The 25782-nt window shown below is 60.4% G+C and carries 27 protein-coding genes; 10 read left to right on the top strand and 17 right to left on the bottom strand.

The genetic code is table 11. The features are described 5' to 3' along the window. Nucleotides 1-240: 240 nt before the first annotated feature. On the top strand, nucleotides 241-1146 hold the full coding sequence (locus tag C8N42_RS05325; RefSeq protein ID WP_107815515.1) for a LysR family transcriptional regulator: 906 nt from the start codon (nucleotides 241-243) through the stop codon (nucleotides 1144-1146). A 33-nt stretch (nucleotides 1147-1179) separates the two neighbouring features. Here the strand turns inward: C8N42_RS05325 and C8N42_RS05320 are convergent, their stop codons facing one another. The 3 genes from C8N42_RS05320 to C8N42_RS05310 are packed head-to-tail and all read right to left on the bottom strand — an operon-like array spanning nucleotide 1180 to nucleotide 3559. Then, entirely contained in the window at nucleotides 1180-2100 is a 921-nt protein-coding gene (locus tag C8N42_RS05320) for an OmpA family protein (RefSeq protein WP_107815514.1), read from the bottom strand. Next, nucleotides 2097-2822 (bottom strand): GNAT family N-acetyltransferase, encoded by a 726-nt coding sequence (locus C8N42_RS05315; RefSeq protein WP_107815513.1) that lies wholly within the window; start codon nucleotides 2820-2822, stop codon nucleotides 2097-2099. The genes C8N42_RS05320 and C8N42_RS05315 overlap by 4 nt, the downstream gene beginning before the upstream one ends. Next, the gene (locus tag C8N42_RS05310) at nucleotides 2822-3559 is read right to left on the bottom strand and encodes a competence/damage-inducible protein A (RefSeq protein WP_107815512.1); all 738 of its coding nucleotides are present in this window, start codon (nucleotides 3557-3559) and stop codon (nucleotides 2822-2824) included. The genes C8N42_RS05315 and C8N42_RS05310 overlap by 1 nt, the downstream gene beginning before the upstream one ends. Nucleotides 3560-3605: 46 nt before the next feature. Between C8N42_RS05310 and sfsA the strand changes: the two genes are divergently transcribed. The 3 genes from sfsA to C8N42_RS05295 all read left to right on the top strand — a co-directional run bounded on the left by sfsA (nucleotide 3606) and on the right by C8N42_RS05295 (nucleotide 6468). Continuing rightward, nucleotides 3606-4298, top strand: a complete 693-nt coding sequence (gene sfsA, locus C8N42_RS05305) for a DNA/RNA nuclease SfsA (protein WP_107815511.1) — start codon at nucleotides 3606-3608, stop codon at nucleotides 4296-4298. Nucleotides 4299-4366: 68 nt separating this feature from the next. Beyond that, nucleotides 4367-5182: a type I methionyl aminopeptidase gene (map, locus tag C8N42_RS05300; protein WP_107815510.1), complete on the top strand. Its 816-nt coding sequence runs from the start codon at nucleotides 4367-4369 to the stop codon at nucleotides 5180-5182. A gap of 200 nt (nucleotides 5183-5382) precedes the next feature. Then, nucleotides 5383-6468, top strand: a complete 1086-nt coding sequence (locus C8N42_RS05295; protein ID WP_107815509.1) for a TRAP transporter substrate-binding protein — start codon at nucleotides 5383-5385, stop codon at nucleotides 6466-6468. A 69-nt stretch (nucleotides 6469-6537) separates the two neighbouring features. On the opposite strand, the gene C8N42_RS05290 is transcribed toward C8N42_RS05295, so the two are convergent. Genes C8N42_RS05290 through C8N42_RS05280 form a run of 3 tightly spaced genes read right to left on the bottom strand, consistent with a single transcriptional unit; the run spans nucleotide 6538 to nucleotide 8947 of the window. Next, the gene (locus tag C8N42_RS05290; protein WP_107815508.1) at nucleotides 6538-7185 is read right to left on the bottom strand and encodes an HAD family hydrolase; all 648 of its coding nucleotides are present in this window, start codon (nucleotides 7183-7185) and stop codon (nucleotides 6538-6540) included. After that, on the bottom strand, nucleotides 7182-7742 hold the full coding sequence (gene rsmD, locus C8N42_RS05285; protein WP_107815507.1) for a 16S rRNA (guanine(966)-N(2))-methyltransferase RsmD: 561 nt from the start codon (nucleotides 7740-7742) through the stop codon (nucleotides 7182-7184). Before rsmD ends, C8N42_RS05290 begins: the two co-directional genes overlap by 4 nt. Further along, nucleotides 7742-8947 (bottom strand): NAD(P)/FAD-dependent oxidoreductase, encoded by a 1206-nt coding sequence (locus C8N42_RS05280; protein WP_107815506.1) that lies wholly within the window; start codon nucleotides 8945-8947, stop codon nucleotides 7742-7744. The genes rsmD and C8N42_RS05280 overlap by 1 nt, the downstream gene beginning before the upstream one ends. 78 nt (nucleotides 8948-9025) lie before the next feature. On the opposite strand from C8N42_RS05280, the gene C8N42_RS05275 reads away from it, so the two are divergent. Continuing rightward, on the top strand, nucleotides 9026-9514 hold the full coding sequence (locus C8N42_RS05275; RefSeq protein WP_107815505.1) for a peroxiredoxin: 489 nt from the start codon (nucleotides 9026-9028) through the stop codon (nucleotides 9512-9514). 36 nt (nucleotides 9515-9550) lie between these two features. On the opposite strand, the gene C8N42_RS05270 is transcribed toward C8N42_RS05275, so the two are convergent. Genes C8N42_RS05270 through C8N42_RS05240 form a run of 7 tightly spaced genes read right to left on the bottom strand, consistent with a single transcriptional unit; the run spans nucleotide 9551 to nucleotide 16237 of the window. Further along, on the bottom strand, nucleotides 9551-10399 hold the full coding sequence (locus C8N42_RS05270; protein WP_107815504.1) for a mechanosensitive ion channel family protein: 849 nt from the start codon (nucleotides 10397-10399) through the stop codon (nucleotides 9551-9553). Then, nucleotides 10392-10694, bottom strand: coding sequence for a 4a-hydroxytetrahydrobiopterin dehydratase (locus tag C8N42_RS05265; RefSeq protein WP_107815503.1), 303 nt, complete (start codon nucleotides 10692-10694; stop codon nucleotides 10392-10394). Before C8N42_RS05265 ends, C8N42_RS05270 begins: the two co-directional genes overlap by 8 nt. Beyond that, entirely contained in the window at nucleotides 10687-11865 is a 1179-nt protein-coding gene (locus C8N42_RS05260; RefSeq protein WP_107815502.1) for a GNAT family N-acetyltransferase, read from the bottom strand. The genes C8N42_RS05265 and C8N42_RS05260 overlap by 8 nt, the downstream gene beginning before the upstream one ends. A 52-nt stretch (nucleotides 11866-11917) precedes the next feature. After that, a complete protein-coding gene (locus tag C8N42_RS05255) occupies nucleotides 11918-12676 on the bottom strand; it encodes a glycerophosphodiester phosphodiesterase family protein (RefSeq protein WP_107815501.1) in 759 nt (252 codons plus the stop codon). Then, on the bottom strand, nucleotides 12676-13134 hold the full coding sequence (locus C8N42_RS05250) for a RidA family protein (protein ID WP_107815500.1): 459 nt from the start codon (nucleotides 13132-13134) through the stop codon (nucleotides 12676-12678). Before C8N42_RS05250 ends, C8N42_RS05255 begins: the two co-directional genes overlap by 1 nt. Before the next feature lie 35 nt (nucleotides 13135-13169). Continuing rightward, nucleotides 13170-14474 carry an HlyD family type I secretion periplasmic adaptor subunit gene (locus C8N42_RS05245; protein ID WP_107815499.1) on the bottom strand — a complete coding sequence of 435 codons (1305 nt, stop codon included), beginning with the start codon at nucleotides 14472-14474 and terminating at the stop codon, nucleotides 13170-13172. Continuing rightward, complete coding sequence (locus C8N42_RS05240) at nucleotides 14471-16237, bottom strand: type I secretion system permease/ATPase (protein ID WP_107815498.1); 1767 nt, start codon at nucleotides 16235-16237, stop codon at nucleotides 14471-14473. The genes C8N42_RS05245 and C8N42_RS05240 overlap by 4 nt, the downstream gene beginning before the upstream one ends. 197 nt (nucleotides 16238-16434) lie before the next feature. On the opposite strand from C8N42_RS05240, the gene C8N42_RS05235 reads away from it, so the two are divergent. Together C8N42_RS05235 and C8N42_RS05230 are read left to right on the top strand one after the other, a co-directional pair. Next, on the top strand, nucleotides 16435-17205 hold the full coding sequence (locus C8N42_RS05235) for an MlaA family lipoprotein (protein ID WP_107815497.1): 771 nt from the start codon (nucleotides 16435-16437) through the stop codon (nucleotides 17203-17205). Further along, nucleotides 17198-17782, top strand: coding sequence for an MlaC/ttg2D family ABC transporter substrate-binding protein (locus C8N42_RS05230; protein WP_107815496.1), 585 nt, complete (start codon nucleotides 17198-17200; stop codon nucleotides 17780-17782). The genes C8N42_RS05235 and C8N42_RS05230 overlap by 8 nt, the downstream gene beginning before the upstream one ends. A 166-nt stretch (nucleotides 17783-17948) precedes the next feature. Here the strand turns inward: C8N42_RS05230 and C8N42_RS05225 are convergent, their stop codons facing one another. Beyond that, nucleotides 17949-20114: a transglycosylase domain-containing protein gene (locus tag C8N42_RS05225; protein WP_107815495.1), complete on the bottom strand. Its 2166-nt coding sequence runs from the start codon at nucleotides 20112-20114 to the stop codon at nucleotides 17949-17951. A 279-nt stretch (nucleotides 20115-20393) separates the two neighbouring features. Here C8N42_RS05225 and C8N42_RS05220 point away from each other — a divergent pair, with 279 nt between their 5' ends. The 3 genes from C8N42_RS05220 (at nucleotide 20394) to C8N42_RS05210 (ending at nucleotide 22992) form a co-directional block, all read left to right on the top strand. Then, the gene (locus tag C8N42_RS05220) at nucleotides 20394-20732 is read left to right on the top strand and encodes a P-II family nitrogen regulator (RefSeq protein WP_107815494.1); all 339 of its coding nucleotides are present in this window, start codon (nucleotides 20394-20396) and stop codon (nucleotides 20730-20732) included. A gap of 37 nt (nucleotides 20733-20769) precedes the next feature. After that, on the top strand, nucleotides 20770-22104 hold the full coding sequence (locus C8N42_RS05215) for an ammonium transporter (RefSeq protein ID WP_107815493.1): 1335 nt from the start codon (nucleotides 20770-20772) through the stop codon (nucleotides 22102-22104). A gap of 132 nt (nucleotides 22105-22236) precedes the next feature. Beyond that, a complete protein-coding gene (locus tag C8N42_RS05210) occupies nucleotides 22237-22992 on the top strand; it encodes a lysozyme family protein (RefSeq protein ID WP_211309146.1) in 756 nt (251 codons plus the stop codon). 50 nt (nucleotides 22993-23042) lie between these two features. Here the strand turns inward: C8N42_RS05210 and C8N42_RS05205 are convergent, their stop codons facing one another. The 3 genes from C8N42_RS05205 to sseA all read right to left on the bottom strand — a co-directional run bounded on the left by C8N42_RS05205 (nucleotide 23043) and on the right by sseA (nucleotide 25625). Then, nucleotides 23043-23423, bottom strand: coding sequence for a rhodanese-like domain-containing protein (locus C8N42_RS05205; RefSeq protein WP_107815492.1), 381 nt, complete (start codon nucleotides 23421-23423; stop codon nucleotides 23043-23045). A 163-nt stretch (nucleotides 23424-23586) separates the two neighbouring features. Beyond that, nucleotides 23587-24771, bottom strand: coding sequence for an amino acid aminotransferase (locus C8N42_RS05200; protein WP_107815491.1), 1185 nt, complete (start codon nucleotides 24769-24771; stop codon nucleotides 23587-23589). Further along, nucleotides 24771-25625, bottom strand: coding sequence for a 3-mercaptopyruvate sulfurtransferase (sseA, locus tag C8N42_RS05195; RefSeq protein ID WP_107815490.1), 855 nt, complete (start codon nucleotides 25623-25625; stop codon nucleotides 24771-24773). Before sseA ends, C8N42_RS05200 begins: the two co-directional genes overlap by 1 nt. Nucleotides 25626-25782: the final 157 nt, after the last annotated feature.

Raw genomic sequence — 25782 nt, 5'->3', positions numbered from 1 at the left:
CCAAAAACTGTGTCTCAGATTTTTGTCGGGACGCTTTAACCCGTTTTCACGGCAGTAAAAATACGCCCGCCGGAGGCATTTTTCGGCGGAGTTAGCGGTCTGTTTGCTGATTGTGTCCGCGTTTCCGGACCCAAAACGATCACTAAGAGACCACGCTATTGTCGCCTGTCTTCCGCAATCTTGCCCGATTTCGAAAGGATAACTTCTTTCCGTGGGGCGAGAATTTGTAGGTATGATTACATGGACCGACTGACTGAAATGGAAGCCTTTGCCACCGTTGTGGATCAGGGCGGTTTCACGGATGCAGCCAAGAAGATGGGGATTTCCAAATCCGCCGTTTCCAAACATGTCTCTGCGCTTGAAGCGCGGTTGGGGGCCCGCCTTCTCAACCGCACCACCCGTCGTGTGTCTCCGACCGAGATCGGTCTGGCCTATTACGACCGTGCGCGCCGGGTTCTCAACGATGCCGGAGAGGCCGATGCTCTCGTGACCTCGATGCAGTCGGCCCCTTCAGGTCTTCTGCGCATTTCGGTCGCCACCGATTTCGGCGTCAATCACCTTTCCCCTGTGCTGGGCAACTTCCTGTCCGAATTTCCGGACATTCAGGTCAACATGGTTCTGAACAACCGTTACGTCGAATTGATTTCCGAAGGGTTCGACATGGCTGTGCGCATCGGTGAATTGGAAGACAGCACACTGCGTGCCCGTAAGCTGACGGAAACGACCAAGCGGATGGTCGGTGCCCCTGCCTATTTCGAGAAATATGGCCATCCGCAAAAGATAGACGACCTGAACGAACACAAGCTCCTGCATTATTCCAACCAGTCGAACGGAGCCGTGTGGAAACTCACCGCACCCTCGGGGGAAAAGCGCCAGATTCGCACGGCGGGCTGGCTGACTGTGAATGACGGGCAGTCGCTTCTGAACGCCTGTATCTCCGGCCTCGGCATCGCCTACCTGCCGTCCTTCCTCTATGCGGATGCGATGGAGAAGGGCCTGATCGAGGAGGCGATTCCCGATCTGCCGCCGGAGACCCAGGGGATTTATGCCGTCTACCCGCCGGGGCGCTTCACCCAGCCGAAAGTGCGCGCTTTCATCGACTTCCTCGTCCATGCCTTTGCCGAAAAAGGCCCGGACAAGTGGTGAACTGATTCTCGTGGAAGAGAGGAGCGAAAGCTCTCACTGGGTCGAGGTGATCACCGCTTCGACCCTTCTGTTTTTTTCCCGCCCTTCTTCGGTTGCATTGGAGGTGCGTGGCGCGAGATAACCGATGCCCTCTGCGCTGATCTGCCCCGGCGCGATGCCGTAATTCTGGATAAGCCTTTGTCGCACCGATTCGGCACGTTTGCGGGACAGGGCGGTGTTGCCGTCCAGCCCGCCGACATTGTCGGTATGTCCGACGAGAGCAAGACGCACTTCCGGGTGCGTCTTGAGATATTCCGCCACACGGCGGAGCGAGGCGAATGGCCCCTCGCCGAGATTGGAGGCACCTGTCTCGAACGTCAGGTCCTCCAGCACGACACGCCCGCGCGTTTCCAGCCGGTTGATCAGGTCCTCGCTTCCCGACAGCGACACAACCGCCTCCGGTGCGGACGGTGCGCGCAACTCGACTTCGGGCTCGTCGGAGGGGGTTACTGTGCTGATCTGAATATAACCCGCATCCCGCGCCTTGCTGCTCAGGACCGACACGACCCGCCCGTCGGGGTGCTCACTCAGGAGATACTGGAAATCGCCGAGGTCCACATGCATCGCAGGTTCCGGCAGGAGATCCAGAAGATAGCGGAAATCGAATCCGCCGCACTCCATGTCGGCGCAAGAATAGAGGGTATTGAACCCATCCTGCTCAAGTTGCGCGCGCAGCGGGTCGATCATCTGGTAACTGGTCAGGGAAGTGCCGTTGAGCCGGTAGGCCACCAGTTCGATATCCCCCTCCGCCATGACGTCGGGCGTTGCCTCGCCCTGAAACGCGCCGCGCGGAAAAGGCTGTGCGGAGGACAATTCCTCGCTCCTGCCTGTCTGGGTCGCAACGCCGGGCAAGTCGAGGGCCCATGCTCCGGTGGCGAGAGTGAGGGAAAAGGCGAAGGAAACCGGACGGATCATTGGAACTCTGACAAGGCTTTGGTGCGGTAGTGGTACTGTCCCGCCTCCTGCATTCCAAGCGAAGAATAAAGCGCCAATGCCGCCGTGTTTGCACGGGTGACTTGCAGGGCGAGGCTGTTCGCGCCTTGCGCGCGCGCCCAATCGGCGGCCAGCGCCATCATCGCCCGAGCCAAACCCTGACGGCGGTGGGGAACGGACGTTTCAAGCGCATGAAGCGCTGCGATCCCCTCATGAATCGCGATGAAGCCGGTGCCCGCAGGCGTGTCGCCCAACCGTCCGAGCAGGGCGCATTTGGGGCCGGGCACACGGTCCATGACCGCGAGGCGGGCGGGACCGATACCGCCCTCGGCCCATATCTCACGCTGGATCGCCACGGGGGGCCAGCAGGCATAGCCGCTTTCCGAAGAGGCGGCGGGAAAGGTCTCAAGCGGTGCGATCAGGCAGGCGACAGGATCGAACAGCCGATAACCCCGCGCCGCCAGCTCTGCATCAAATGCTTCCTCGCCGGCGCGAATCTGAAACAGGGCGTCGCGACCGTCCTTTGCAAAACGGGTCTCGATGGTTTTGAGCGCCGATGCATTAAACTCACCGTCCAGCGTTGCCGCCGACACCCGGCTGCCACCGCCCGCCCCATCGCGATAGGTGAAGGGGCCAAGTGTCTCACGCGCCGCAGCGGGCCATGTGGCCTCGAAGGCGGCGAAGAGGGCGGCTGGATCGGTCATCAGGCGTCTGAGGGGAACAGCGCGGCGAGTTCCAGAAGCGCGGCTTCGATCTCCGCCCCGTCCTGTCCGCGGATCACGATGTTTGTACCGAAGGCGCCGTTGCGGGTGAACGGGTAGGAGCCCATCGACAAATCGGGGTATTTGCTGGCCAGCGCGCCGAGCGGTTCGGCCACGGCACTTTCCGGGCGGTCGATGTGATAGCTTTGCGACAAAAGCGGTTTGCCGCCGGTGAGACGCGGCAAAAGCCCCGCGACCATGGCCTCGAAAATATTCGGCACACCGGCCATGACATGCACGTTCTCAACGGAGAAACCGGGGGCGATGGACACAGGGTTCTCGATCAGTGTCGCGCCGTCCGGAATGCGGGCCATGCGCATCCGTGCTTCGTTGAACTCGACACCGCGGCCCTCGTAATGCGCGGTCAAAAGCGCGCGGGCGTCATCCCGGATGTCGATATGCAGACCAAAGGCCTCGGCAATGCAATCGGCGGTGATGTCGTCATGAGTCGGTCCGATGCCGCCCGAGGTGAAGACGTGGGTATACTTGCTCGACAGCTCCCGCACCGTGGCGACGATCATCTCGCGGTCGTCGGGCACGACCCGCGCTTCCTTCAGGTCGATCCCTACGCGCGTCAATTCGCCCGCGAGGTGATACATATTGGCATCACGGGTGCGACCGGAGAGGATTTCGTCCCCGATGATCAAAATGGCGGCGGTGGGATTGTCGGTGCGGGTCATCTCGGTCTCCTTGAGACTGTTTCCCAAACGGTATAGGCCTCTGATCATGCGCTTTCAATCAGACCTGATCCCCGCCACGCTTTTGCGACGTTACAAACGCTTCCTCGCGGACATTCGTCTGATGGACGGGCGCGAGGTGACAGCCCATTGCCCGAACCCCGGTTCGATGATGGGGTTGGCGGAAGAAGGGACGAAAGTCTGGGTCGAACCCAATGACGATCCGAAGAAAAAGCTCAAATACGGGTTGCGTCTGGTGGAGTTGTCCGGGGCGATGGTGGTCGTGGACACTGGCATTGCCAACCGTGTGGTGAAAGAGGCGCTTGAGGCGGGGCAGGTGCCCGGTCTCGAAGGCGAGATGCGTGCCGAAGTGAAATACGGCGAAAACTCCCGCGCCGATTTTCTGGTGACGCAAGACGAGCGAAAGATTTGGGTGGAGGTGAAATCCGTCACCTTGTCACGTGAAACGGGACTGGCCGAATTCCCGGATGCCAGGACCGCACGCGGCGCCAAACATCTTGGCGAACTGGCCGCGCGGGTGGCCGAGGGCGACCGCGCCGTGATGCTCTATCTCGTTTCGCGCGACGATTGCGCCCGCTTTGCGCCCGCCTCCGATATTGATCCGGTCTATGCCGAGGCTGAGCGTGAGGCAAAGGCGGCAGGTGTCGAGATCATGGTCTTCCCGGTCAGGGCGACACCCGAGGCGGTGACTTTCAACGCAACCCCTGTGCGCGCGCTTTAACCCTCCGGCACTGGTCCTTTCTTATCGAAAGGCTTATATGGGCCGGGAAAGACAATGGAGTTGGACCCTTGGACGAGACGCATCGCGGCCGCATCACCAAAGACGGAATTCGCATCTACGAGGACGCCGATTATGCCGGCATGCTCGCGGCCGGGCAGGTCGCGGCGCAGATTCTCGACGAGGTGGCGCCGCTCGTGGTGCCCGGTGTCTCGACCGAGGAGCTTGATGCTTTCATCGAACGCCGTGTGGTGGAACTTGGCACGACCTCGGCCACCATCGGCTACAAGGGGTACAAACACGCCTCCTGCATTTCCGTGAACCATGTCGTCTGTCACGGTATTCCCGGGCACAAGACGCTCAAGGACGGCGATATCCTCAATATCGACGTGACGGTGATCAAGGACGGCTGGTTCGGCGACACCTCGCGCATGTATGTTGCGGGCAAACTGTCGCGCAAGGCGGAGCGGTTGTTGCAGGTGACCTATGACAGCCTGATGATCGGCATTGAAGCGGTGAAGCCGGGCAATACCTTTGGCGACATCGGTCACGCGATCCAGACCTATGTCGAAAGCAACCGCATGTCGGTCGTGCGCGATTTCTGCGGTCACGGGCTTGGCCGGGTGTTCCATGCGCCGCCGAATGTGCTGCACTACGGGCGTCCGGGGACAGGGCCGGTACTTGAAGAAGGCATGTTCTTCACCATTGAGCCGATGGTTAACCTTGGCCGTCCGGAGACCAAGGTGCTGTCCGATGACTGGACCGCCGTGACGCGGGACAAATCTCTCTCCGCGCAATACGAGCATTCCATCGGCGTGACCGCCACGGGATGCGAGATTTTCACCCTCTCTCCGGGCAACCTGTTCCATCCGACCTACAAGGTCTGAACGGTCTTGAAACCCATGTGACGTGTCAAAGGCGGGCGATGTCCCGCCTTTTGCTTTTGCCATGATTTCAAAAGCCTGACCAAAGGGTCAGAGAAAACTTCGCCTTCGGATGTTGTGTGCCTATCCCGGCTGGATTAGCTAACAGCATCATTCATCCGGTTGCGGTCGCCGATGGGGCCGCCAAGCGAGGAGGCTTGTTCATGACATCCTTTCTGAAAACCGTCGCGCTTGCGGCATTTGTCACGGCCAGCGGCCCCCTGTCGCTCGCGGCGCAGGAGGTCACGCTCCGTTTCCAGCATTTCGTCTCGCCGAAAGCCGGGTCCGCGACCTATTTTATGGAGCCCTGGGCGCGCAAGGTCGAGAAGGACAGTGGCGGTCGCATCAAGATCGAGATCTACCCATTGATGCAGCTCGGCGGTAACGCGCCGGATCAGTACGATCTGATCCGTGACGGTGCGATCGACGGGGGCTGGATCATTCCGGGCTATCAACCGGGCCGTTTCCCGGAAACCGAGGCGATCGAACTGCCGTTCCTTTCGCTGAAATCGGCGGAACTGTCCTCCATGGCCGCATGGGAGTTCACTCAGGAACATCTGCTCGACGATTTCGCGGACATTCACATTCTGGCCGCCCACACCCATGGCGAAGGACTGGTCCACAAGAAAGGTGAACCGATCCGCAAGGTCGAGGATTTTAAGGGGCTGAAACTGCGTGCGCCAACGCGGACCTCGACGCTTCTGCTGGAAAAAATGGGGGCGACTCCGGTGGGCCTGCCGGTGCCAGCCTTTCCCGAAGCGCTGTCCAAGGGCGTGTTGGACGGGGGGATCATCACCTTCGCCATGTCGCCGTCGCTGAAGCTCGACGAACTGACCGACGCGGAAACCGATGTGGCGGGGAACCGGTCCTTCTATAACCTCTATTTCCTCTGGGCGATGAACAAGGCGAGATACGACAGCCTGCCCGATGACCTGAAAGAGGTGATCGACCGCAATTCCGGCCTGATGGCCTCGCGCTGGTCCGGTGTGGCCTATGACATGGGTGACGAGGATGGCGTGAAAGTCATCGCAGACAGCGACAATGCGGTGAACGTGTTGAGCGAAGCGGAAACCGCGAAGATTTATGAACTAGGCGATGAGGTCGTGGCCGACTGGATCGCCGAAATGGATGAGAAAGGTTTCGACGGGGAGAAACTCGTGGCCGATGTGAAAGCGGCGATGGAGCACGCTTATGACGCGGCGCCCTGGGTCGATGCCAACGGGGCGGCATATAAGATCACCACGGAGTAAAATCTGTGATATTGAATGGAAAAGCCGCCTTCGGGCGGCTTTTCTTTGTGAGTATTTGACCAAGAAGAATTAGAGGCCGAGCTGGTTAACGAGGTCGTGCATGTCGGAGAGGTGTTCTGCCCCTTCCGCGATCAGGCGCGCACCGTCGCCGTGACGGTCGAAGCCAAAACAGCGCATACCCGCTCGACGCGCTGCGATGCAGCCGGACGGGCTGTCGTCGATCACGATGCAGGTTTCAGGCGTGACCCCAAGTTGGGCTGCAGCGATCAGGAAGAGTTCCGGCTCCGGTTTGGCCGTGCCATGGGTGTGGGCCGAATGGATGCGGCCTTTCAGGCGGGCGAAAACCTTGGGATGCGCGCCGAGCGTGACATCCATCTTCTCCATAGGCCCATTGGAGCCGACCGCATAGGGAATGCCCGCCGCATCCAGTGCGTCGAATGCGGCTTCGATGCCGGGGATCAGCGGGACGCCCGCGCGCAGCATTTCGAAGACGCGGGGGTAAACGTCCACCTCCCAATTCTTTGGCAGGTCAGCGCCGGAAGCGCGAGCGCGTTCGCCCACCAGCTTCATCGTCCCGCCGACATATTGGGTTTCAAGATCGTGCAGGGAAACATCAAGCCCGAAGCGCGCGAAGTCCTTTTGCAGGAAGGCGAGCAGGGGCGGTTCGCTGTCGACGATCACCCCGTCACAATCGAAGATCACGGCTTTCGGTGTCATGCGGGTTCCAGGAAATTGATTTTCGTATCGCCATATTTGCGTGTGTCCAGAAGCACCAGTCCTTCGGGCGGGGTAATGGCTGCACTGTCTTCCCAGACGATGAGCGCAGTCTCCGCCACCCAGCCACCTTGCATGGCAGCCTCTATTGCCTTTTCTCCGAGAGCGTTCGCATAGGGCGGGTCGAGGAAGATCAGGTCATAAGGTGCATCGGGGTTCCGGGGTAGGCGCGTAGCATCCGAGCGGATCAGCTTCGTTTCTGCATTTGATTTGCAGATTTTGATATTCTTCTGGATTAACTCTTGGGATTTACGTCCATCATCAACAAATGTGACATGAGAGGCTCCACGCGAAAGAGCCTCAAGACCCAGAGCGCCGGTGCCGGCAAACAGGTCCAGAACCCGCATATCCGTGATCGGATCACCGTATTTTCCGCCCATCAGGACGTTGAACAGGCTTTCGCGCACGCGGTCGGTGGTCGGGCGCAGATGCGCACCCGCGTCGCCCTTTCCCACCGAAGCAAGCGCCAGCCCGCGAAACTTTCCGGCGATGATCCGCATCAGCCGCGCATCAGCTCTTTGAGATCGGTCGCCGGATCGGCCACTTTCGCGGGATCGGCAGTCTTGCCGCCCTCGATAAGGCGTTTCGCGACCATATACCCACGCGGATCGTTCATCGCGTCGATGGCGATCAACTGCCCGTCCTTGTAATACCAATGCGAGCGCGTGCCTTCGTCCTCACGGATCAGGATGCGGTCATGGCCCGTGGACAGCCCGGCAATCTGCAATTTGACGTCATACTGATCCGACCAGAACCACGGTTTCGGCACATAGGTGACACCCTGCTCCAGCATGTTTTTCGCAACGACTGCACCTTGGTCAATCGCATTGCCGACGGATTCGAGGCGGATTTGCGCGCCCTCATGCGGGAAGGAGGCACAATCTCCCGCAGCAAAAATATCCGGGTTGGAGGTTGCACCATGCAGATCGGTCTTGATGCCGTTTTCCAGCATCAGCCCGGCGCGTTCCGCGAGTTCCGTACCCGGAGTGATGCCGACGCCGACGATGACGAAATCCACATCCAGCATGGTACCATCGGTCAGTTCGGCAGCCTGTACGCGCCCCTCTCCGGTGAGTCTGACAAGCCCCACGCCTTCGCGCAGATCGACGCCGTGTTCCTTATGCAGCGCGCGGAAATAGTCGGAGGTCTCAACCGAAGCGACGCGCTGCAAAATCCGGTCGGCCATTTCCACGAGTGTGACCTTGAGCCCCTTCTTGGCGGCGACGGCTGCGGCTTCAAGCCCGATATAGCCGCCGCCCACGATCAACACGGAGGCACCTTCGCGGAATTCCGGCCCGATCGCATCGGCATCGGCGAGCGTGCGCATGGTGTACACCCCGCCCAGATCGCCACCGATGGCAGAGGGCAACAGGCGTGGGGCGGAACCGGTGGTGAGCGCCAGCTTGTCGTAGGACAGTATCTCATCGCCGATGGACACGGTTTTCGCAACCGGGTCGATGCCGGTCACTTTCGTATCCGTGCGCAGGGTGATGTTCTCATCCGCGTAATAGCTTTCGGGCCGCAGGAACAGGCGATCCAGCTCCATTTCCCCAAGAAGATAGGCTTTGGACAGAGGCGGGCGCTGATAGGGGGGCACGGGTTCATCCCCGATCAGGGTGATCGCTCCGTCAAACCCCTGCCCGCGCAATGTGGTGACGATGCTTTGTCCGGCTTGTCCGGCCCCGATGACGATGAAGTGGCTCATGATCTTTCCTCTGGTCGTGAAACGCCCCGACCCTATATCGTCGCAAGAGAGAATGACAACGTACAGAGGATCATAAATATGACGATTTCGGTTGGAGACAGCTTGCCGGGTGGCAGCGTGCTTGAAATGACGGCGGACGGACCTGCGCCGGTTGATTTGGCGGGCAAGTTCAAGGGGCGCAAGGTTGTGCTGTTCGGTCTGCCGGGAGCTTATACCGGCGTTTGCACCACCGCCCATGTGCCGAGCTTCATTCGCACCATGGACAGGTTCAAGGACAAGGGCGTGGACGAGGTGATTTGCGTCTCCGTCAACGATCCGTTCGTGATGGGCGCCTGGGCCAGGGACACCGGGGCGGATGCTGCGGGGATCACCATGCTGGGCGATGCCGAGGGCGGGTTCATCAAGGCGTTGGGACTCGATTTCACCGCCCCACCTGCGGGCCTGATCAACCGCTCGAAACGCTTCGCGCTCTATGCCGAGGACGGCGTTGTGAAGGTGCTCGAAGTCGAGACCAGCCCCGGCGAATGCACGATCTCGGCGGGTGAGTCGCTGCTTGAGAAGATCTGAAAGACGAACGCCCGGGGATGACCCCCGGGCGTTTTCTTATTCGGCGGCGTTGAGAATGGTCCGTGTCGGGAAAGGAATGTCCACCTTGGCCTCATCAAGAGCCTCTTTCACCTTACGCTTCATATCGGCCTGATACTGGAAGAAATCGGCGGATTTGACCCAGACCCGGACGAGAAAATCGACCGAGAAATCGCCGAGATTGTTGACCTGAATGAACGGTTCCGGATCGGTAAGAGAGCGTGGATCGGACATGATCGTGTTGCGAATGACCTCTTCGGCGGTCTTGAGGTTGGCTCCATAGCCCACACCAAAGGTCCATTCGGCGCGCCGCATCTGGTTGGTGGAATAGTTGGTGATGATATTTCCCCAGACTTGCGAATTCGGCACGATCACCTGCACGTTGGAGAGATCGGCAAGTTCGGTATAGTTCAGAGAAATATCTTTCACGGTGCCGGATTTGCCCGCGACTTCGACGAAATCGCCGATCTTGAAGGGCCGGAACAGGATGATCATCACGCCTGCGGCAATGTTCGACAGCGTGCCTTGTAGCGCCAGACCGATGGCGAGACCTGCGGCACCGATCACTGCTACGATGGAGGTGGTCTGGACGCCGAAGGTGTTCAGGATGATCAGAACGGTGAAGGCCAGAACCGCATAGCGCGCGATATTGGCAAGGAAATTGAACAACGTGTCGTCGAGGCTTTGATACCGCAGGCCGATTGCGCGGATGCGCCGCCCGACCCAGCCTGCAATCATCATTCCCACGACCAGAAGCAGGAGTGCGCCGAGGATCGAACCTGCAATACCCGCAAGGAATTCGAGCGACAGATAGTCCCCCACGGTGTGACCGTTGTAGATTTCGTAATTCAGGAGTTGTTCAAACATATGCGGCTGCCTCGTCCATTCTCTGTGCCAATTCGGTGTCTTTTGTGGTCAGTCCTCCCGCATCATGCGTCGAAAGCGTTACCTCGACCGTGCGGTAGACATTGCGCCAGTCGGGGTGGTGATCCCTTTTTTCGGCCATAAGCGCAACCCGTGTCATAAACCCGAAGGCCTCGTTAAAGTTCCGAAAGACAAAGCGTTTTTCGATGGCGACTCTGTCCGGTGTTTCTGTCCAGCCTTGTGCCAGAAGCGGCGCAAGGGCCTCGGTCCGGGTCGCGCCTTGTAAAAGCTCAGTCATGATCTTCCTCCTCTGCGGTGGATTTGAACGGGCCGTAAGCGGTCAGAACCTCAACCTCTTCGGCCACGGCGGCACGTTCCGCCTCAAGATAATCGCCCACGGCGCGGGCAAAACCGGGATCGGCGATCCAGTGCAGCGAATGGGTGGTGTTGGGCAAATACCCCCGCGCCAGCTTGTGTTCGCCCTGCGCGCCCGCTTCGACGCGCTTGAGCCCATGGGCGATGGCGTAGTCGATGGCCTGATAGTAGCAGAGTTCGAAATGCAGACTCGGATGATATTCGGTGCAGCCCCAATAGCGTCCGAAAAGCCGCTCCCGCCCGATGAAGTTCAACGCCCCTGCGATGGGTTGCCCGTCGCGAAGCGCCAACACCAGAAGAACGTCGGCGCGCATGGTTTCATGCAACTCATCGAAGAACGCGCGCGTTAGGTAGGGCGTGCCCCATTTGCGCCCGCCGGTGTCCTGATAAAAGGTCCAGAAGGCGTCCCAGTGTTCGGGTTCAATCGCTTTGCCCGTCAGTTGCATGATCTCACCGCCAAAACCCTGTGCCTGCGCGCGTTCCTTGCGGATGTTCTTGCGTTTGCGTGAGGAGAGTGCTGCGAGGAAATCGTCAAACGTGGTGTAATCCGCATTGTCCCAGTGAAACTGCTGCCCGGTGCGATGCATCAGCCCCATAGCCTTGCCCGCCGCAATCTCGTCCTCGGTGCAAAAGGTGAGATGAAGGGAACTGAGCCGGTTTTGCTCCGCGATCTCGACCGCCCCCCGCACAAGGGCCGCTTGACCGACGGCTTCGAACCCCGGACGGGCCAGAAGCCGCCGCCCGGTCACCGGGGTGAAGGGCACCGCGATCTGAAGTTTCGGATAATATCGCCCTCCTGCACGTTCATAGGCATGGACCCAGTTGTGATCGAACACATATTCGCCTTGGCTATGGCTCTTGGCATACATTGGCGCGACGGCGATCACTTGGCCCGCTGCCCGCGCCACAAGATAGCTCGGTTGCCAGCCGGTGCCGGGGCCGACCGACCCGGACCGCTCCAGTGCCATGAGAAACCGGTGGGTGACAAACGGGTCCTCGGGGCGCCCGTCTCGCGGTGCGGCGCAGGCATCCCAGTCCTCGGGGGGCATCGCGCCGAGGCTGTTCATCAGGCTAATCTCGATCTGGTCCGTCATGAAAATCCTGCGCACGTCATTCCGTTAGAAACTGGCACGCAGGTTCGGGGCGTCAAGTCGGCAGGTAGCCTTCGAAGGTGATATTCTCCGCAACGACACGCGCCTGCGCTTCGGCCTCAGCACTTTTGATCGTCCAGCACAGGATATGCGCACCTGCCGATTTCAGCCCCGCGACCCGCGGAGAAGACAGGTCATCCCATTGATGCGAAATGAAACAGGCCCCGACCCGGTCGTAATCCGGGATATCCCGAAGCTCGGCCCGCCGTGCGGCAGGGACCAATTCGTCCTCGCGATCCGCCCAAGCACTGGTGGTCAGTCCGCGCGGAATATCGGGGCAGAGTTCCGCCAGTTTCGCAACGGAATGCGGATTGAAGGACATGAGCGCCACCGGCCCCTCATAACCGGCAAGCGCACGGGCCACCGCCTCTTCGAGCAGGCCCACCCTGGGGCCCATGGCGCCGTCCTGATCCTTTACTTCGATCAGAAGCGGCACTTTCCCGTCCACGGCGTCAAGCACCCGTCTAAGCGTCGGCACTCCGATCTCACCGGTCTTGAAGCGCAATTCCGAAAGCTCGGTGACATTGCGCTGCGCAAAAGGCCCGGAACCCTCGGTCAGCCGGTCGAGACTGTAATCGTGAAACACCATCGCCTCCCCGTCCGAGGAAAGTTGCAGGTCGATCTCGATCCCGAACCCGCCTGCGATGGCGGATTCGATGGCTTTCATGTTGTTCTCGGCACGGGTGTGATTGCCGTCATGCAGCGCCCGGTGTGCAATCGGTGCCTTGAGAAAGGCGGGATCGAGTTGCGGCATCAGGCCAGCTCGAAAATCGCTTCGATCTCGACCGCGACGCCCAGCGGCAGGCTGGCGGCGGAGACGGCGGAGCGGGCGTGACGTCCGGTCTCGCCCAGCACAGCCACCATGAGATCGGATGCGCCGTTGATGACCTTCGGCTGATCGGTGAATTCCGGCGTCGAGTTGACGAAGCCCACCAGTTTCACCAGCCGTTTCACCTTGGAGAAATCCCCGCCGACGGCGGCATTGGCCTGTGCCAGAAGCGCCAGAGCACAGCGTTCCGCAGCTTTTGCGCCGGCTTCGGTGTCGAGATCTGCGCCCAGCTTGCCGCAGATCAACCCCTCGGGACCGGCGGAAATCTGACCCGAAATGAAAAGTTGCTGACCGCTCTGCACGAAAGGCACGTAATTGGCGGCGGGAGCAGGGGCATCGGGCAGGGCGTGGCCGAGATCGGAAAGTTTGGCGGAAAGGTCCATTGTCAGTCCTTGGTTTGCGATGTCTTGTGACGCCCTCAGTCTTCGCGGAAGGCGCGGGTGAAGTAATCGGTGAGCGGTTTCGTCAGATAGGCGATGGGCGAGCGCTCCCCCGTCGCCATATAGGCCTCGACCGGCATGCCGGGAATGAGTACGGAGCCGTCGGGCAGGCGCGCACGCTGTTCCTCGGGGATGTGAATGTCGGTGCGATAGAAACTTGCGCCTGTGACTTCATCGGTGAAGGCGTCCGGCGAGACGCGCGTCACCTGACCTTCAAGCTCCGGTGTGGTGCGACGATCGAAAGAGGTGAAGCGCAGCCGCACCGGTTGGCCGGGGTAGACCTGATCGACATGGGTCGGGCTGACGCTCGCGGTGATGATCAGGGGGCGGTCCTGCGGCACGATGTAGAGTACGGGCTGCGCGGGTTGAACCACGGCACCGGGGCCGAACACGGTCAGGCCATAGATCACACCCGCCACAGGGGCACGAATGTCGAGCCGGTCGAGTCGGGCGCGCAGGGCGCTGCGTTGTTCTCGCAGGCTGCCAATCTCGGCCTGAATGTCGCGCAGCTCCGTGATGGCGCTTTCGCGCCGGTCGCTGCCGACCTTGAGGATTTGCAGTTCGATTTCGGTGATCTGCACCTGTGCCTGCGCCTCGGAGCTGTCGATACGCCCGATCTCGGCGGCAAGGCTCACCGCATCGCGGCGCAGGCCGATCACCCGGCTTTGCTGGGTCAGGCCACGGTCGAGCAGGACATTTTGTGCCGCAAGGTCTTCTTCGAGCAGGGTGAGTTGTTCGGACAGCGCAGCTTTTTGGCTGGCGAGTCCGTCGATTTGCACCTCGATCTGGTTGCGCTGCTTGTCGAGCTGGTCGATCTCCGCCCGTGCTGTTTCGCGCCGCGCGGTGAACAGATCGCGCTGCCCTGTAACGGAGCGTGCCACCTGCGGGTCCTCCGCCATACGGGTCACGAGTTCCTCAGGCAGGGTGAGCTCATCTGCTCCGTCGCGTTCGGCCTCAAGGCGCGCGGCGCGCGCCATGGATTCGAAAAGCTGGGTTTCGATCAGGGCAAGTTCGCTCAGATATTCATCCGGCGACAGGGAGATCAAAAGTTCCCCTTCGGCCACCTGATTGCTTTCGGAGACATAGACGGCGGCCACTTCGCCACCGTCGCGATGGGCCACGGCCTGGCGGTTCTGTTCGACCTGAACCTGACCGGAGGCGACGACCGCGCCGTCGATCCGGGCAAAGACCGACCAGCCACCGAAGCCGCCGATCAGAAGCGCGACGCAGAACAGGCCGAACATCACGGTGCGGCGGGCGGGCCATGCGGTCGGGGCGCTCATTGCACGCCTCCCATGCCCGAGGCAGGTCCCGGTCGCGGGCCCGTTTTGGCGCGCGCCTTCTGGATGTCCTTGGAATTCTTGACCATTTCCGAGAGTACCTGATCGCGCGGCCCGAAAGCGCGGCGCATGCCACCATCCAGCACCATGAGCTTTTCGCATTCCTGAATCGCAGACGGCCGGTGCGCCATGATCAGCACGGCACCACCCTCTTCCTTGTGGCGGCGGATCGCGGTGTTCAGCGCCAGAGAACCAGTGTTGTCGAGATTGGAGTTGGGTTCATCCAGAATGACGATCACCGGATTGCCGTAAAAGGCACGGGCCAGTCCGATGCGCTGCAACTGCCCGCCGGACAAAAGCCCGCCTGCCGAGGCGACCGGCGTGTCGTAGCCATCGGGCAGCGACAGGATCAGATCATGCGCATCGGCCTTTTTCGCGGCGGAAACAACGGCCTCCGCATTGGGTGTCAGGGAAAGCTTCGCGATATTCTCGGCAATCGTGCCATCGAAAAGCTGCACCTGTTGCGGCAGGTAGCCGATGTAACTTCCAAGTACCTCGGGATTGTAATGCGAGAGTTTCGCACCATCGAGACGAATGGAGCCGCTGGCCGGTTGCCAGACACCGGTGAGCGCGCGCGCCAGCGTCGATTTTCCGGCCCCCGAGGGTCCGATGACACCCAGAGCCTCTCCGGGGGCGAGATCGAAACTGACCATTCGCAGCGAGGCCTGTTGTTGCCCCGGTGGTACGACGGAAATCTGATGCACGCTGAGTTGCGCGTGCGGGCGTGGAAGTTCGGTGCGGGCCTCGGGTTTGGGTGTCTTACCCAGAAGCCCGGCCAGATCGGACCAGCCACGCTGGGCCTGTTGCACGACATTCCATTGCCCGATCAAAAGATCGACGGGTTGCAGCGCCCGGCCCAGAAGAATGGAGCTGGCGATCATCGCACCCGGCGTGACCTGACGCTCCAGCACAAGCCATGCCCCCATCGCAAGCATCGCGGATTGCAGGAAAAGCCGCAGGGTACGGGAGGCGGCGGTAAAGCCGTGGGTGGTGTCCTCGCTCGTGACCGTCTTCTCAAGCGCGACGCTGCGCATGCGCAACCAGCGCCGGTAGGCGGCTTCGCGCATGCCCAAAGCGGTAAGCGCTTCGGCGGAGGCTCCCATGCGACTGGCGGTCTGGCTGGCTTCGGATTCGGCGCGCATCACAGCGTCCTGGGCGGGCTTTGCGAGGCTGCGGTGCACCAGCGCGACAATAACCAGAACCGTGCCACCACCAACGGCCAGAATGCCAAGATAGGGATGGAACAGGGAAATCCCCAAAAGAAAGAAAGGCGTGAAGGGTAGGTCGTACAGCGCGGCGAAGACCGGGGAGCCGAAGAAGCGGCGGATTGCGGAGAGCTGTTCCATGGCGCGGCCTTTGCCCGCTTCGCGCGGGGTCAGGGCGGCATGGCCGAGGGAGGCGTGAAAAACACGGTCTTCGAGCCGGCTCTGGAACCGTGCCCCGATGCGCGACAGAATTCGCGCACGGGTGCCGTCGAGCAGCCCCATCATCAGATAAAGAAAGCCGACGATGGAGAAGAGCGCAAGCAATGTCGCCTCGGAGCCGGAGCCGAGCACCCGGTCATAGACCTGCAACATGAAGAGCGGGCCGGTGAGCATCAGGAGGTTGATGCAGATGGAAAACAGCCCGACAGCCCAGAACAGGCCACGCGATTCCCTGCGGGCGCTGATCAGTTCCCCTTGTCCGATGCGGCTGTGTTCACTCATACGGCTGTCTTATCCGGTTTTCGTGATGTGTGTGGGGGTCGGCTGGCGGAAGGACACGACCATGCACAATCTGTTGAAACTATGTCACAGGCTGATAACACCCGGAGCGTTAATATTGGGCTTTCATTCGTGTACTATTATCTGGGCATATATCCCCGATGGGATTGTTCTGTCACGCCTGAACCGAAAGTTTGCCCATGATGCGAGTTATCCATAACCGGTTCACGCCGTTGATCGCCACCCTGTCTCTCGGAATTCTGGCGGGGTGTACCGCCGCGCCGCAAGGTGGCGGGATCAACGATCCTTATGAGGAAGTGAACCGCAGCTGGCACGAAACCAACATTGCGCTCGACCGGACGGTCATCAAACCGGTGTCGACCGCCTATGGTACGGTGGTACCCGATCCGCTGCGCAAGGGGCTGTCGAATGTCTCCGATACGCTGGGTATTCCGGGTACCGTGGTGAACGACGTGTTGCAACTGCGCCTTGGCGATGCCCTGCACAACACCGCCCGTTTTGCGGTGAACGCCACCGTGGGCATTGGCGGGCTGTTCGATCCGGCGACCGAAATGGGGCTCGAAGAGCGCGATTCGGACTTTGGCGAGACGCTTTACACCTGGGGTGTGGGCGAGGGGGCCTATGTCGTGCTGCCGGTCTACGGCCCATCGACGGAACGCGATGCCCTTGGGCTGATCATCGACATTGCGCTCGATCCGGTGGGCAACCTTCTGGGCAATCCGGAAAAGGGCTACAAGACGGGGCTGAAAGTCGCCGATCTGGCCGACACACGCTATCGTTATTCGGAACTGTATGAATCCGTGCTGTATGACAGCGTGGACAGCTACACACAGATGCGCCTGACCTACCTCGACAATCGCCGCTATGAGCTCGGCACACCGATCATTGCGGGCGAAGAAGGGACGGAGCAGGCCGCGACCTATGATATTTATGAGGATTTCTATGAGTGACTTCGGGTTTACACGCCGCACGGTTCTGACCGCTCTGGGGGCCGCTCTGGTGCTTCCCCGGGCTGCGCTGGCCTTTTCGGCTTCGCAGGCGGAGGCGCTGATTGGCAAGGCGGTGGCGGACATCAATACCATCATCAATTCAGGCAAGTCCGAAGCCGCCATGTATGTGGATTTCGAGAGGGTGCTCGTGCGCTATGCCGACATGCCCAACATCGCGCGCTCGGTACTGGGTCCGCCCGCCCGCTCCGCCTCGTCTTCGCAGCTCGGGGCCTTCACCAAGGCGTTCCAGACCTATATCGCCCGCAAATACGGTTCGCGCTTCCGCGAATTCATTGGCGGCAGGATTCAGGTCAACAGCACCCAGCAGGTCAATTCGATCTACGATGTGCGTTGCACCGCCATTCTGCAAGGCGAAGCGCCGTTCGCGATTTCCTTCATCGTGCATGACAAGGCAGGGAAGTTCATCGACCTTCAGATCGAAGGCGTTTCCCTGCTGAAATCCGAACGGGCCGAGATCGGTGCCATGCTCGACAGGGCCGGTGGCTCGATCGACAAGCTGACAGCCGCGCTGGCCTGATCGCAGTTAAAATCTGAATTGAAAAACGCGCCCTGAGAGGCGCGTTTTTTGTTGAAAGCGTCACGCCTTTAACCTGAGACACAGCTTTTGGCCGAACGCCGCGCAACATATGAACGTTGCACGCACCCCGCCTTTATCTGATGCCTCAGGTTAAAGGCGGGGCACTTTAGTTCCCATTTCCGAAAATCGCGCCCAACAGATCGAGCAGCACGTTGTCGGCCTTGTTGCCGCCGCGCTGGCCGTTGCCGGAGGGTTGCACCCGTTGTACCGTGGGGGGGCTAGCCGGACGGATCATCGGCAGAGGTTTGGGTTCGAGACCTTCCTGCACCTGCGCCATGGTCCGTTGCCAGATCTCAGCCGGAAGTCCGCCGCCTGTCACGCCCGTCAATGGCGAGTTGTCATCATAGCCCATCCAGACGCCTGCGACGTAATCGGCGGTGAACCCCATGAACCAGGCATCGCGCGCGGCCTGCGTCGTGCCGGTCTTGCCCGCCACCTCGACGCCGGGGATTTGCGCTCGCGTGCCGGTGCCGCTCTGGACCGCGTTATACATCATGTAAATAAGCTGCTGGGCGCTGTTCGGGGTGATGACACGCTCGCCAAGCCCGCCTTCCTGTCCCATCAGCGGCGTGCTGTCGCCTTTGAGACGCAGGGATTTCAACCCGTAAGGCGTTACCGAAGAGCCGCCGTTGAGGATGCCGGCATAGGCTCCGGTCATCTCCAGAAGCGTGGTTTCCGACACGCCGAGCGCCAGAGCGGGGCCTTGCGCCAGATCGCTCTCGATCCCGAAACTCGAAGCCACGGTGCGCACATTCTCAAGTCCTGCATCCATCGCCAACTCGACCGCCGGGATGTTGTAACTGTGCCTGAGCGCGTCGGTCAGGGTCACGGCACCATGGAATTTACGGTCGTAGTTCTGCGGCGACCATGGGCCCGAACCGGGAATGTTAAGGGTGATCGGCTCGTCCACCACCACATCGTCATAGGACCAGCCCATGTCGAGCGCTGTGGCATAGACGAAAGGTTTGAAACTCGACCCGGGCTGGCGTTTCGCCTGTGTTGCGCGGTTGAAGGCGCCGGAGACCTTGAGCTTGCGTCCGCCCACCATGGCGCGCACGGCCCCGTCGGCGGACATCACCACGATGGCGGCCTGCGCGTCCGAACCTTCCTTCACCTTGTTCTCGAAAATCCACGTCAGCGCCTCTTCGGCCGCAGATTGGATGCGTTGGTCAAACGTGGTTTCGATCACCACGTCTTCGGTGGTGTCACGGGTCAGGAAATCCGGCCCGGCGCCCATGACCCAGTCGGCGAAGTATCCGCCTGCGCGTTTCTCCGCGGTTTCCGAAAGTTCTGCGGGATGTGCCTTGGCATAGGCGCGTTCCTCGTCGGTGATGTACCCCTGCTGGTTCATTAACAAAAGCACGATCCCCGCACGTTCCTGCGAGCGTTGCAGGTTATTGGTCGGTGCATAACGGGTTGGCGCGGTCAAAAGACCGGCCAACATGGCGGCCTCGGAAATGTTCACCTCGGCTGCGGATTTGTCGAAATAGCGCTGAGCTGCGGCCTCAAACCCGTTCGCACCGGCCCCGAGATAGGCGCGGTTCATGTAGATCGAGAGAATTTCATCTTTGGAATAGCGCGCTTCCATCGCCATGGCGAAAACCATTTCCTTGAGTTTGCGCGCAATCGTGCTTTCCCGGCAATCGGCCTCGTATTCGGCCTGGGTCTTCCACTTCTTCGGATCATAGGGCACGCCAAGACACAGAAGTTTCGCGGTCTGCTGGGTCAGGGTCGAGCCGCCGTGCCCGGACAGGGGGCCACGCCCCTCAGACAGGTTGATGCGAATGGCCGAGGCAATGCCGCGGGGCGAGACCCCGAAATGGCGGTAGAAGCGTTTGTCCTCGGTCGCGACAATCGCCTCTTTCAGATAGGGCGAAACGGTGTCGGCGGTGATCTGGCCGCCGAACTGTTCGCCGCGCCAGGCAAAGACCGACCCGTCGCGGTCCAGAAGCGTGACCGAACCGCGTGCGCGCCCGTCGAGCAAGGAGTCGTAAGGCGGCAGGCTGGAGTAGAGGTAGAAGACGGCAATTCCGACGACCACCGCAAGCGCGATTCCGGCCCGTGTGAGGGTGATCCAGATCAGACGCCAGAGCCCGCCGATGAACCGGACAAACAGGTTGGACGAGCGTTTGCGAACGCGTGTCGTGCGCGTGGTGCGCGCCTTCCTCGGGGCCTTCGTTTTGGGCTTTGTCTGTTTTTTCTGCGTCTTTTGGGTCGCGGGATAGCGTTTCTCGGCCACCAGCCTGGGCTTCCCCCGGTTTGGTCTGGTCATGTCTTTTGCTCGATCTCGGTCCATTCTTATTGCCGTAAGTGTAAAGACTTGGCCTGCGGATGTTGAGAGGAAAGTTAAGGGGAAACGAGTCGCCTCCACCTCTTTATTTTACGCCTATTTTTTGACCATGACGCACAAAATGTACAATTTTTGAGCAGCGATGCCTAGAAATAACTCATCCCTCCTGCGCGGATTCCTTGTGAAGCAAGTCTGAACACCGTTTTGCTGACCCCGTGGCTGTCCTTTGGACGCCGCCCGCTCAAACGGAAGGGGAAAAACGTGAAACTCATTATTGCTGCAATCAAGCCGTTCAAGCTTGAAGAAGTCCGCGAAGCACTCACCGGTATCGGTGTGCGCGGCATGATGGTGACGGAGATCAAGGGCTTTGGCTCCCAGTCCGGTCACACCGAAATCTATCGCGGCGCAGAATATGCCGTGAACTTCGTGCCGAAGGTGAAGCTCGAAATCGTCGTGTCCGACGCCATGGCTGATCAGGTGGTCGAGACCATCGCAACCACCGCCAAGACCGACAAGATCGGCGATGGCAAGATTTTTGTCCTCGACGTGGAAGGCGCAACCCGCGTCCGCACCGGCGAGACCAACGACGACGCGATCTAAGTCGCGCATACCCGAAACGAAAAGGGACCAGAGACAGATGAAACTCACCAAATATCTTCCCCTTGCCGCCGCGCTCGTCGCGCTTCCGGCCATGGGGTTTGCGCAGGAAGCCGAAATGGCGGCTGACATGACGCCGCCGAACGAAGAAATCGGCTATATCTTCACCACCTTCATGTTCCTCGTCACCGGTTTCCTGGTGATGTGGATGGGCGCGGGCTTCTCCATGCTCGAAGCTGGCCTCGTGCGCTCCAAGAACGTTGCGATGCAGCTGACCAAGAACATCGCACTCTTCGCGATTGCCGCCGTGATGTACTACATCATCGGTTACAACCTGATGTATCCGGGCGATGCATGGTCCATCACCAACGTGCTCGGCGCGTTCTCGATGACCTCGCTTGAGCCGGTTGGCGGCTCCCCCGACACCGATCTGACCTACGCGTCCGTTGGCTCCGACTTCTTCTTCCAGCTGATGTTCTGTGCCACCACCGCGTCCATCGTGTCCGGGACCCTGGCCGAACGTATCAAACTGTGGCCGTTCCTGATCTTCACCGTCGTTCTGACCGGTTTCATCTACCCGATCCAGGCCTCCTGGAAATGGGGTGGCGGTTTCCTCGACGCCAACTACGGCTTCCTCGACTTCGCGGGTTCCACCGTTGTGCACTCCGTGGGTGGCTGGGCCGCTCTGGCCGGTGCTCTCATCCTCGGTCCGCGTATCGGCAAGTACAAAGACGGCAAAGTCACCGCTTTCCCGGGCTCCAACCTGCCGCTCGCAACGCTCGGTACGTTCATCCTGTGGCTCGGTTGGTTCGGCTTCAACGGCGGTTCCCAGCTCTACATGGACACTGCTGGCAACGTGGCTGACATCTCTCGCATCTTTGCGAACACCAACACCGCGGCTGCCGGTGGTGCGATTGCCGCTCTGATCGTGACTCAACTGGTCTACGGCAAGGTCGACCTCACCATGGTGCTCAACGGTTCGCTCGCTGGCCTCGTATCCATCACCGCAGAACCGCTGACCCCGACGCTGGGTGCTGCGACCCTGATCGGTGCCGTGGGTGGTATCATCGTGGTCTTCGCCGTGCCGCTGCTCGACAAGCTGAAAATCGACGACGTTGTCGGCGCCATCCCGGTCCACCTCTTCTGTGGCGTCTACGGCACCATCGCCGTGGTCTTCACCAACCCCGATGCCACCCTTGGCGGTCAGCTGATCTCCATCGTCATCGTCGGTGCCTTCACCTTCGTGGTTTCCGGAATCGTCTGGTTCATCCTGAAAATGGTCATGGGCATCCGCGTCTCCGAAGAAGAAGAGATCATGGGTCTCGACAAAGGCGAGCTTGGCATGGAAGCCTATCCGGAGTTCTACAAAGGCTGATCCCTTCCTCAGTCTAGAAACAGACCCGGGCGTGCAAGCGCCCGGGTTTTTCATGTCCGAATTTTGGGTCCTAACCTTTTCTCAACCAAACTGTCTTAATCCGGTCTTCGCCCTTCTCTCCGTGAGGACCCGATGTCGCGCAAGAATTGCGTTCTGCTTGTTATCGCTCTGCTCTGGCCGTTCCTTCTGGCGGCGGAACCCGTATCTCTCCTGCGCCCCAGCGGGCAGGCCTGGGACCTCGAACGTCAACCCCTCGTCGTCAATCTGCCACAACCGCTTGCCACCTCCCTGAGCGGGGCCGAAAGCCCTGGCCCGAGCCTCTTTGTCGGGCGTGCGGAGGGCAGTTTTTTCGAACAGCTGCCGCCGCGCCCCGAAGCCCGCGCGCGCATTCGCAGGCTGTCTAATGCGCCTCTGGACATCCTGCGTCTCCGGGCCCTGATCGGCCGCGCTGAAAGCCCTCGCGATGGTTATGATGCGGTGCAGCACGGGGCAAAACGCAAGCCTGTGAAGAAACCGACGCAAATGACACTGGGCGAGATTTTCGCATGGATCGACGCGACACCGGGCCAGCCTCATGCCATCGGCTATTATCAGTTCATTCCCTCGACGCTGGCCTCTCTGGTCACCGAGCTTGATCTCGGACCGGAGGTGATTTTCACCCCCGCCGTGCAGGACCGGCTGGCCGACGTTCTTTTGGCGGATGCGGGGGTGTATGAGTTGCGTGCGGGAGCGATCACGCGGCACAGCTTTATGAACAATCTGGCGAAAATCTGGGCCGGTTTGCCGACCGCTTCGGGCAAATCGCATTATCACGGTTATGCCGGAAACAAGGCGACGATTTCCTGGGCCGAATTCGAGCGGGCAATGGCGGAAGCCTTTCCCGGCTGACGCGAAACGGGCGTCCCGAGGGACGCCCGCAGTTATAACAGGTTTGGGGCTTACTGGGCCGGAACCTTTTTCGGTGCCCCAGTCGCCATGTCGGTGCCGGTGTAGGCTTGGCCCGCCGCTTTCCATGCGCCAAAGCCGCCTTCCATATGACCGACCGGGCTGATCCCGGCGGCGGCACACATCATCGCGACCTTGCCGGAACGGACACCGGAGCCGCAGTGGAAGATGATGCGCTTGCCTTCTTGCGATGGCAGTTTTTCGGCGGAGAAGAAGGACAGCGGCAAAAGCAGCGCGCCCTCAATATGCTCGAAGGCATATTCTTGCGGTGTACGCACGTCGATCAGGGCGATCTCGTTGGCGTCGAAAGCTTTCGCGACCTCGTCCACGGTCCAGGTCTCGAAGTTCAGCCCATCTACGGTTTCGGTTTTCATGGCGTTTCCTTTTGATGTTTCTGTCCGGTAATCAGACATATGCGAATAAGTTGCATTTAAAAGTCATCTTGATGTGACGCGATGCGACATTTTCAATTTAGCATGGAAAACATCAAAAAAGCGCGCCGAAGCGCGCTTTTGAGTGGCAAATATTCGCAAGTGCTTACTTGCAGGTCTTGGCGATCGCCTCGGCCAGAAGCGGCACGGTTCGAGTGTTCAGCCCGGCGATGTTCATCCGCGAATCGCCGACCATGTAGATGCCGAAGTCTTCACGGATTTTGAGCACTTCCTCGGGGCTCGCGCCGATGCGTGAGAACATGCCACGGTGGCGGGCAATGAAATCGAACCGGTCGCTGTTGGTCTGGCGTTTTAACTCGTCGGCGAGTTGTTGACGCAGGCCCAGCATGCCAAGACGCACCTCTTCAAGCTCCGCCATCCAGTCGGCCTTGAGGGCCTCGTCGTTCAGGATCATCGTCACCAGACGCGCGCCGTGATCCGGCGGGAAGGAATAGTTCTGACGGTTCAGGAAGTTAAGCGTGCCTTGGGTCACCGGAGTTTGCTCGGCCTTCTCGGAGACCGCCATCAGGCAGCCGGTGCGCTCACGGTAGATGCCGAAGTTTTTCGAACAGCTTGAGGCAACCAGAAGCTCCGGCAGTTTTGAGGCCAGAAGACGGGTTGCCGCCGCGTCGTCCTCAAGACCGTCGCCAAAGCCCTGATAGGCGATGTCCACCAGCGCGGTTGCGCCTTTTTCGGCGATCAGATCGGCCACCAGACCGTATTGCTCCAGCGTCAGGTTCGCACCCGTCGGGTTGTGACAGCAGCCATGCAGCAACACCACATCACCCGCTTTCACCGCCTTCAGACTCTCCATCATCGCGTCGAAATCGACGGTGCAGGAGGCCTCGTCGAAATAGGCATATTCGGCGTGGTTCAGCTTCATGAAGTTGATGATCGAGACATGGTTCGGCCAGGTCGGGTTCGAGGTCCAGATCGTCACATCGGGGTTGGCGAGTTTCGCCAATTCAAACGCCTGACGGATCGCGCCGGTGCCGCCCGGGGTCGCGATCGCACTGACGCGGGCATGATCGACAGAATTGCCCAGAACCAGCGTCTTCATCGCCGTGCCAAAGGCCGGATCACCGGAAAGCGCGGTGTAGGTCTTGGTGGTTTCCTCGTCCCAGAGTTTTTTCTCCGCCGCCTTGATCGCGCGCATGATCGGTGTGTGGCCGGTCGCGTCCTTGTAGACGCCGACCCCCAAGTCGATCTTGGTCTCGCGCGGGTCCTCGCGGTAGAACTGCATCAGTTGAAGGATTTTATCCGCCGGTTGCGGTTTCAGAGTGCTCAGCATTACGCGTCTCCAGTTGCGACTTTCAGGTCGCCGTACATGCCCCATTCCGCCCAGGAACCGTCATAGAGCGAGAAAGCTACACCAAGACGGGTGAGCGCGAGGCCCAAAATGGCGGCGCTCGCCCCCGACCCGCAGGTGGTGATCGCCGGTTTGTTCAGATCGACGCCCGCAGTTTCGAAGATACGGCGCAGCGCCTCATTAGATTTCAGTGTGCCATCGGGGTTCAACACCTCGGTGAAGGGCACATTGCGGGAGTTCGGAATGTGACCGGATGCGAGGCCCGGCCGCGGTTCGGGTTCCTCGCCCCTGAACCGCCCGGAGGAACGCGCGTCGATGATCACATAATCGCCGAGTTTGGAGGCGGCAGCCACCTGTGTCACGTCGCGCACCAGTTCGGGGCGCACGTCGACAACCATGTGCCGGTCGCGGATGACCGGCGGAATATCGGTGACGGGACGGCCTTCGGATTTCCACTTCGGCAGGCCACCATCGAGCACGGCGACATTGTCCTGACCGAAGTATTTGAACATCCACCAGACGCGCGGCGCGGAGAAGATGCCGGAGGTGTCATAAACCACCACCTGATGCCCGTCACCGATGCCGAGCGCGCGCATGCGGGACATGAATTTCTCCACCGGCGGCAACATATGCGGCAGGGCGGAGCGCAGATCGGCCACCTCGTCGATGTCGACGAAACGCGCACCGGGGATATGTTCGCGCTCGTATTCGGCGCGGCAATCCCGATTGTCGGCAGGCATGTACCAGCTGGCGTCGATGAGCCGAAGCTCTGGCGCTTTCAGATGCTCTGCAAGCCAGTCTGTCGAGACGAGAGTTTTCGGATCGCTATAGGGCATGGGCAGCTCTCTTTGCGGTAACGCTCTTTGCCATACAGGTCCCGATTGCGCCATGCAAGCGTGTACGGGTTATCCGCCGGTTATGTGAGTAAGCTGGTGGAAAATCGTCCGGAAATTAGAAAAACGGGACGCCTTTTGGGGCGTCCCGTACTCGTTA

Origin of the sequence: Celeribacter persicus, from assembly GCF_003050785.1 — a bacterium.
In the GTDB taxonomy this organism is placed as follows: domain Bacteria; phylum Pseudomonadota; class Alphaproteobacteria; order Rhodobacterales; family Rhodobacteraceae; genus Celeribacter; species Celeribacter persicus.
This window is presented reverse-complemented; position numbering and strand designations above follow the sequence as displayed.

Coding starts and splice junctions, on each gene's coding strand:
- C8N42_RS05325 (WP_107815515.1), top strand. CDS start 241: ATGGACCGACTGACTGAAATGGAAGCCTTTGCCACCGTTGTGGATCAG.
- C8N42_RS05320 (WP_107815514.1), bottom strand. CDS start 2,100: ATGATCCGTCCGGTTTCCTTCGCCTTTTCCCTCACTCTCGCCACCGGA.
- C8N42_RS05315 (WP_107815513.1), bottom strand. CDS start 2,822: ATGACCGATCCAGCCGCCCTCTTCGCCGCCTTCGAGGCCACATGGCCC.
- C8N42_RS05310 (WP_107815512.1), bottom strand. CDS start 3,559: ATGACCCGCACCGACAATCCCACCGCCGCCATTTTGATCATCGGGGAC.
- sfsA (WP_107815511.1), top strand. CDS start 3,606: ATGCGCTTTCAATCAGACCTGATCCCCGCCACGCTTTTGCGACGTTAC.
- C8N42_RS05295 (WP_107815509.1), top strand. CDS start 5,383: ATGACATCCTTTCTGAAAACCGTCGCGCTTGCGGCATTTGTCACGGCC.
- C8N42_RS05290 (WP_107815508.1), bottom strand. CDS start 7,185: ATGACACCGAAAGCCGTGATCTTCGATTGTGACGGGGTGATCGTCGAC.
- rsmD (WP_107815507.1), bottom strand. CDS start 7,742: ATGCGGATCATCGCCGGAAAGTTTCGCGGGCTGGCGCTTGCTTCGGTG.
- C8N42_RS05280 (WP_107815506.1), bottom strand. CDS start 8,947: ATGAGCCACTTCATCGTCATCGGGGCCGGACAAGCCGGACAAAGCATC.
- C8N42_RS05275 (WP_107815505.1), top strand. CDS start 9,026: ATGACGATTTCGGTTGGAGACAGCTTGCCGGGTGGCAGCGTGCTTGAA.
- C8N42_RS05270 (WP_107815504.1), bottom strand. CDS start 10,399: ATGTTTGAACAACTCCTGAATTACGAAATCTACAACGGTCACACCGTG.
- C8N42_RS05265 (WP_107815503.1), bottom strand. CDS start 10,694: ATGACTGAGCTTTTACAAGGCGCGACCCGGACCGAGGCCCTTGCGCCG.
- C8N42_RS05260 (WP_107815502.1), bottom strand. CDS start 11,865: ATGACGGACCAGATCGAGATTAGCCTGATGAACAGCCTCGGCGCGATG.
- C8N42_RS05255 (WP_107815501.1), bottom strand. CDS start 12,676: ATGCCGCAACTCGATCCCGCCTTTCTCAAGGCACCGATTGCACACCGG.
- C8N42_RS05250 (WP_107815500.1), bottom strand. CDS start 13,134: ATGGACCTTTCCGCCAAACTTTCCGATCTCGGCCACGCCCTGCCCGAT.
- C8N42_RS05245 (WP_107815499.1), bottom strand. CDS start 14,474: ATGAGCGCCCCGACCGCATGGCCCGCCCGCCGCACCGTGATGTTCGGC.
- C8N42_RS05240 (WP_107815498.1), bottom strand. CDS start 16,237: ATGAGTGAACACAGCCGCATCGGACAAGGGGAACTGATCAGCGCCCGC.
- C8N42_RS05235 (WP_107815497.1), top strand. CDS start 16,435: ATGATGCGAGTTATCCATAACCGGTTCACGCCGTTGATCGCCACCCTG.
- C8N42_RS05230 (WP_107815496.1), top strand. CDS start 17,198: ATGAGTGACTTCGGGTTTACACGCCGCACGGTTCTGACCGCTCTGGGG.
- C8N42_RS05225 (WP_107815495.1), bottom strand. CDS start 20,114: ATGACCAGACCAAACCGGGGGAAGCCCAGGCTGGTGGCCGAGAAACGC.
- C8N42_RS05215 (WP_107815493.1), top strand. CDS start 20,770: ATGAAACTCACCAAATATCTTCCCCTTGCCGCCGCGCTCGTCGCGCTT.
- C8N42_RS05210 (WP_211309146.1), top strand. CDS start 22,237: ATGTCGCGCAAGAATTGCGTTCTGCTTGTTATCGCTCTGCTCTGGCCG.
- C8N42_RS05205 (WP_107815492.1), bottom strand. CDS start 23,423: ATGAAAACCGAAACCGTAGATGGGCTGAACTTCGAGACCTGGACCGTG.
- C8N42_RS05200 (WP_107815491.1), bottom strand. CDS start 24,771: ATGCTGAGCACTCTGAAACCGCAACCGGCGGATAAAATCCTTCAACTG.
- sseA (WP_107815490.1), bottom strand. CDS start 25,625: ATGCCCTATAGCGATCCGAAAACTCTCGTCTCGACAGACTGGCTTGCA.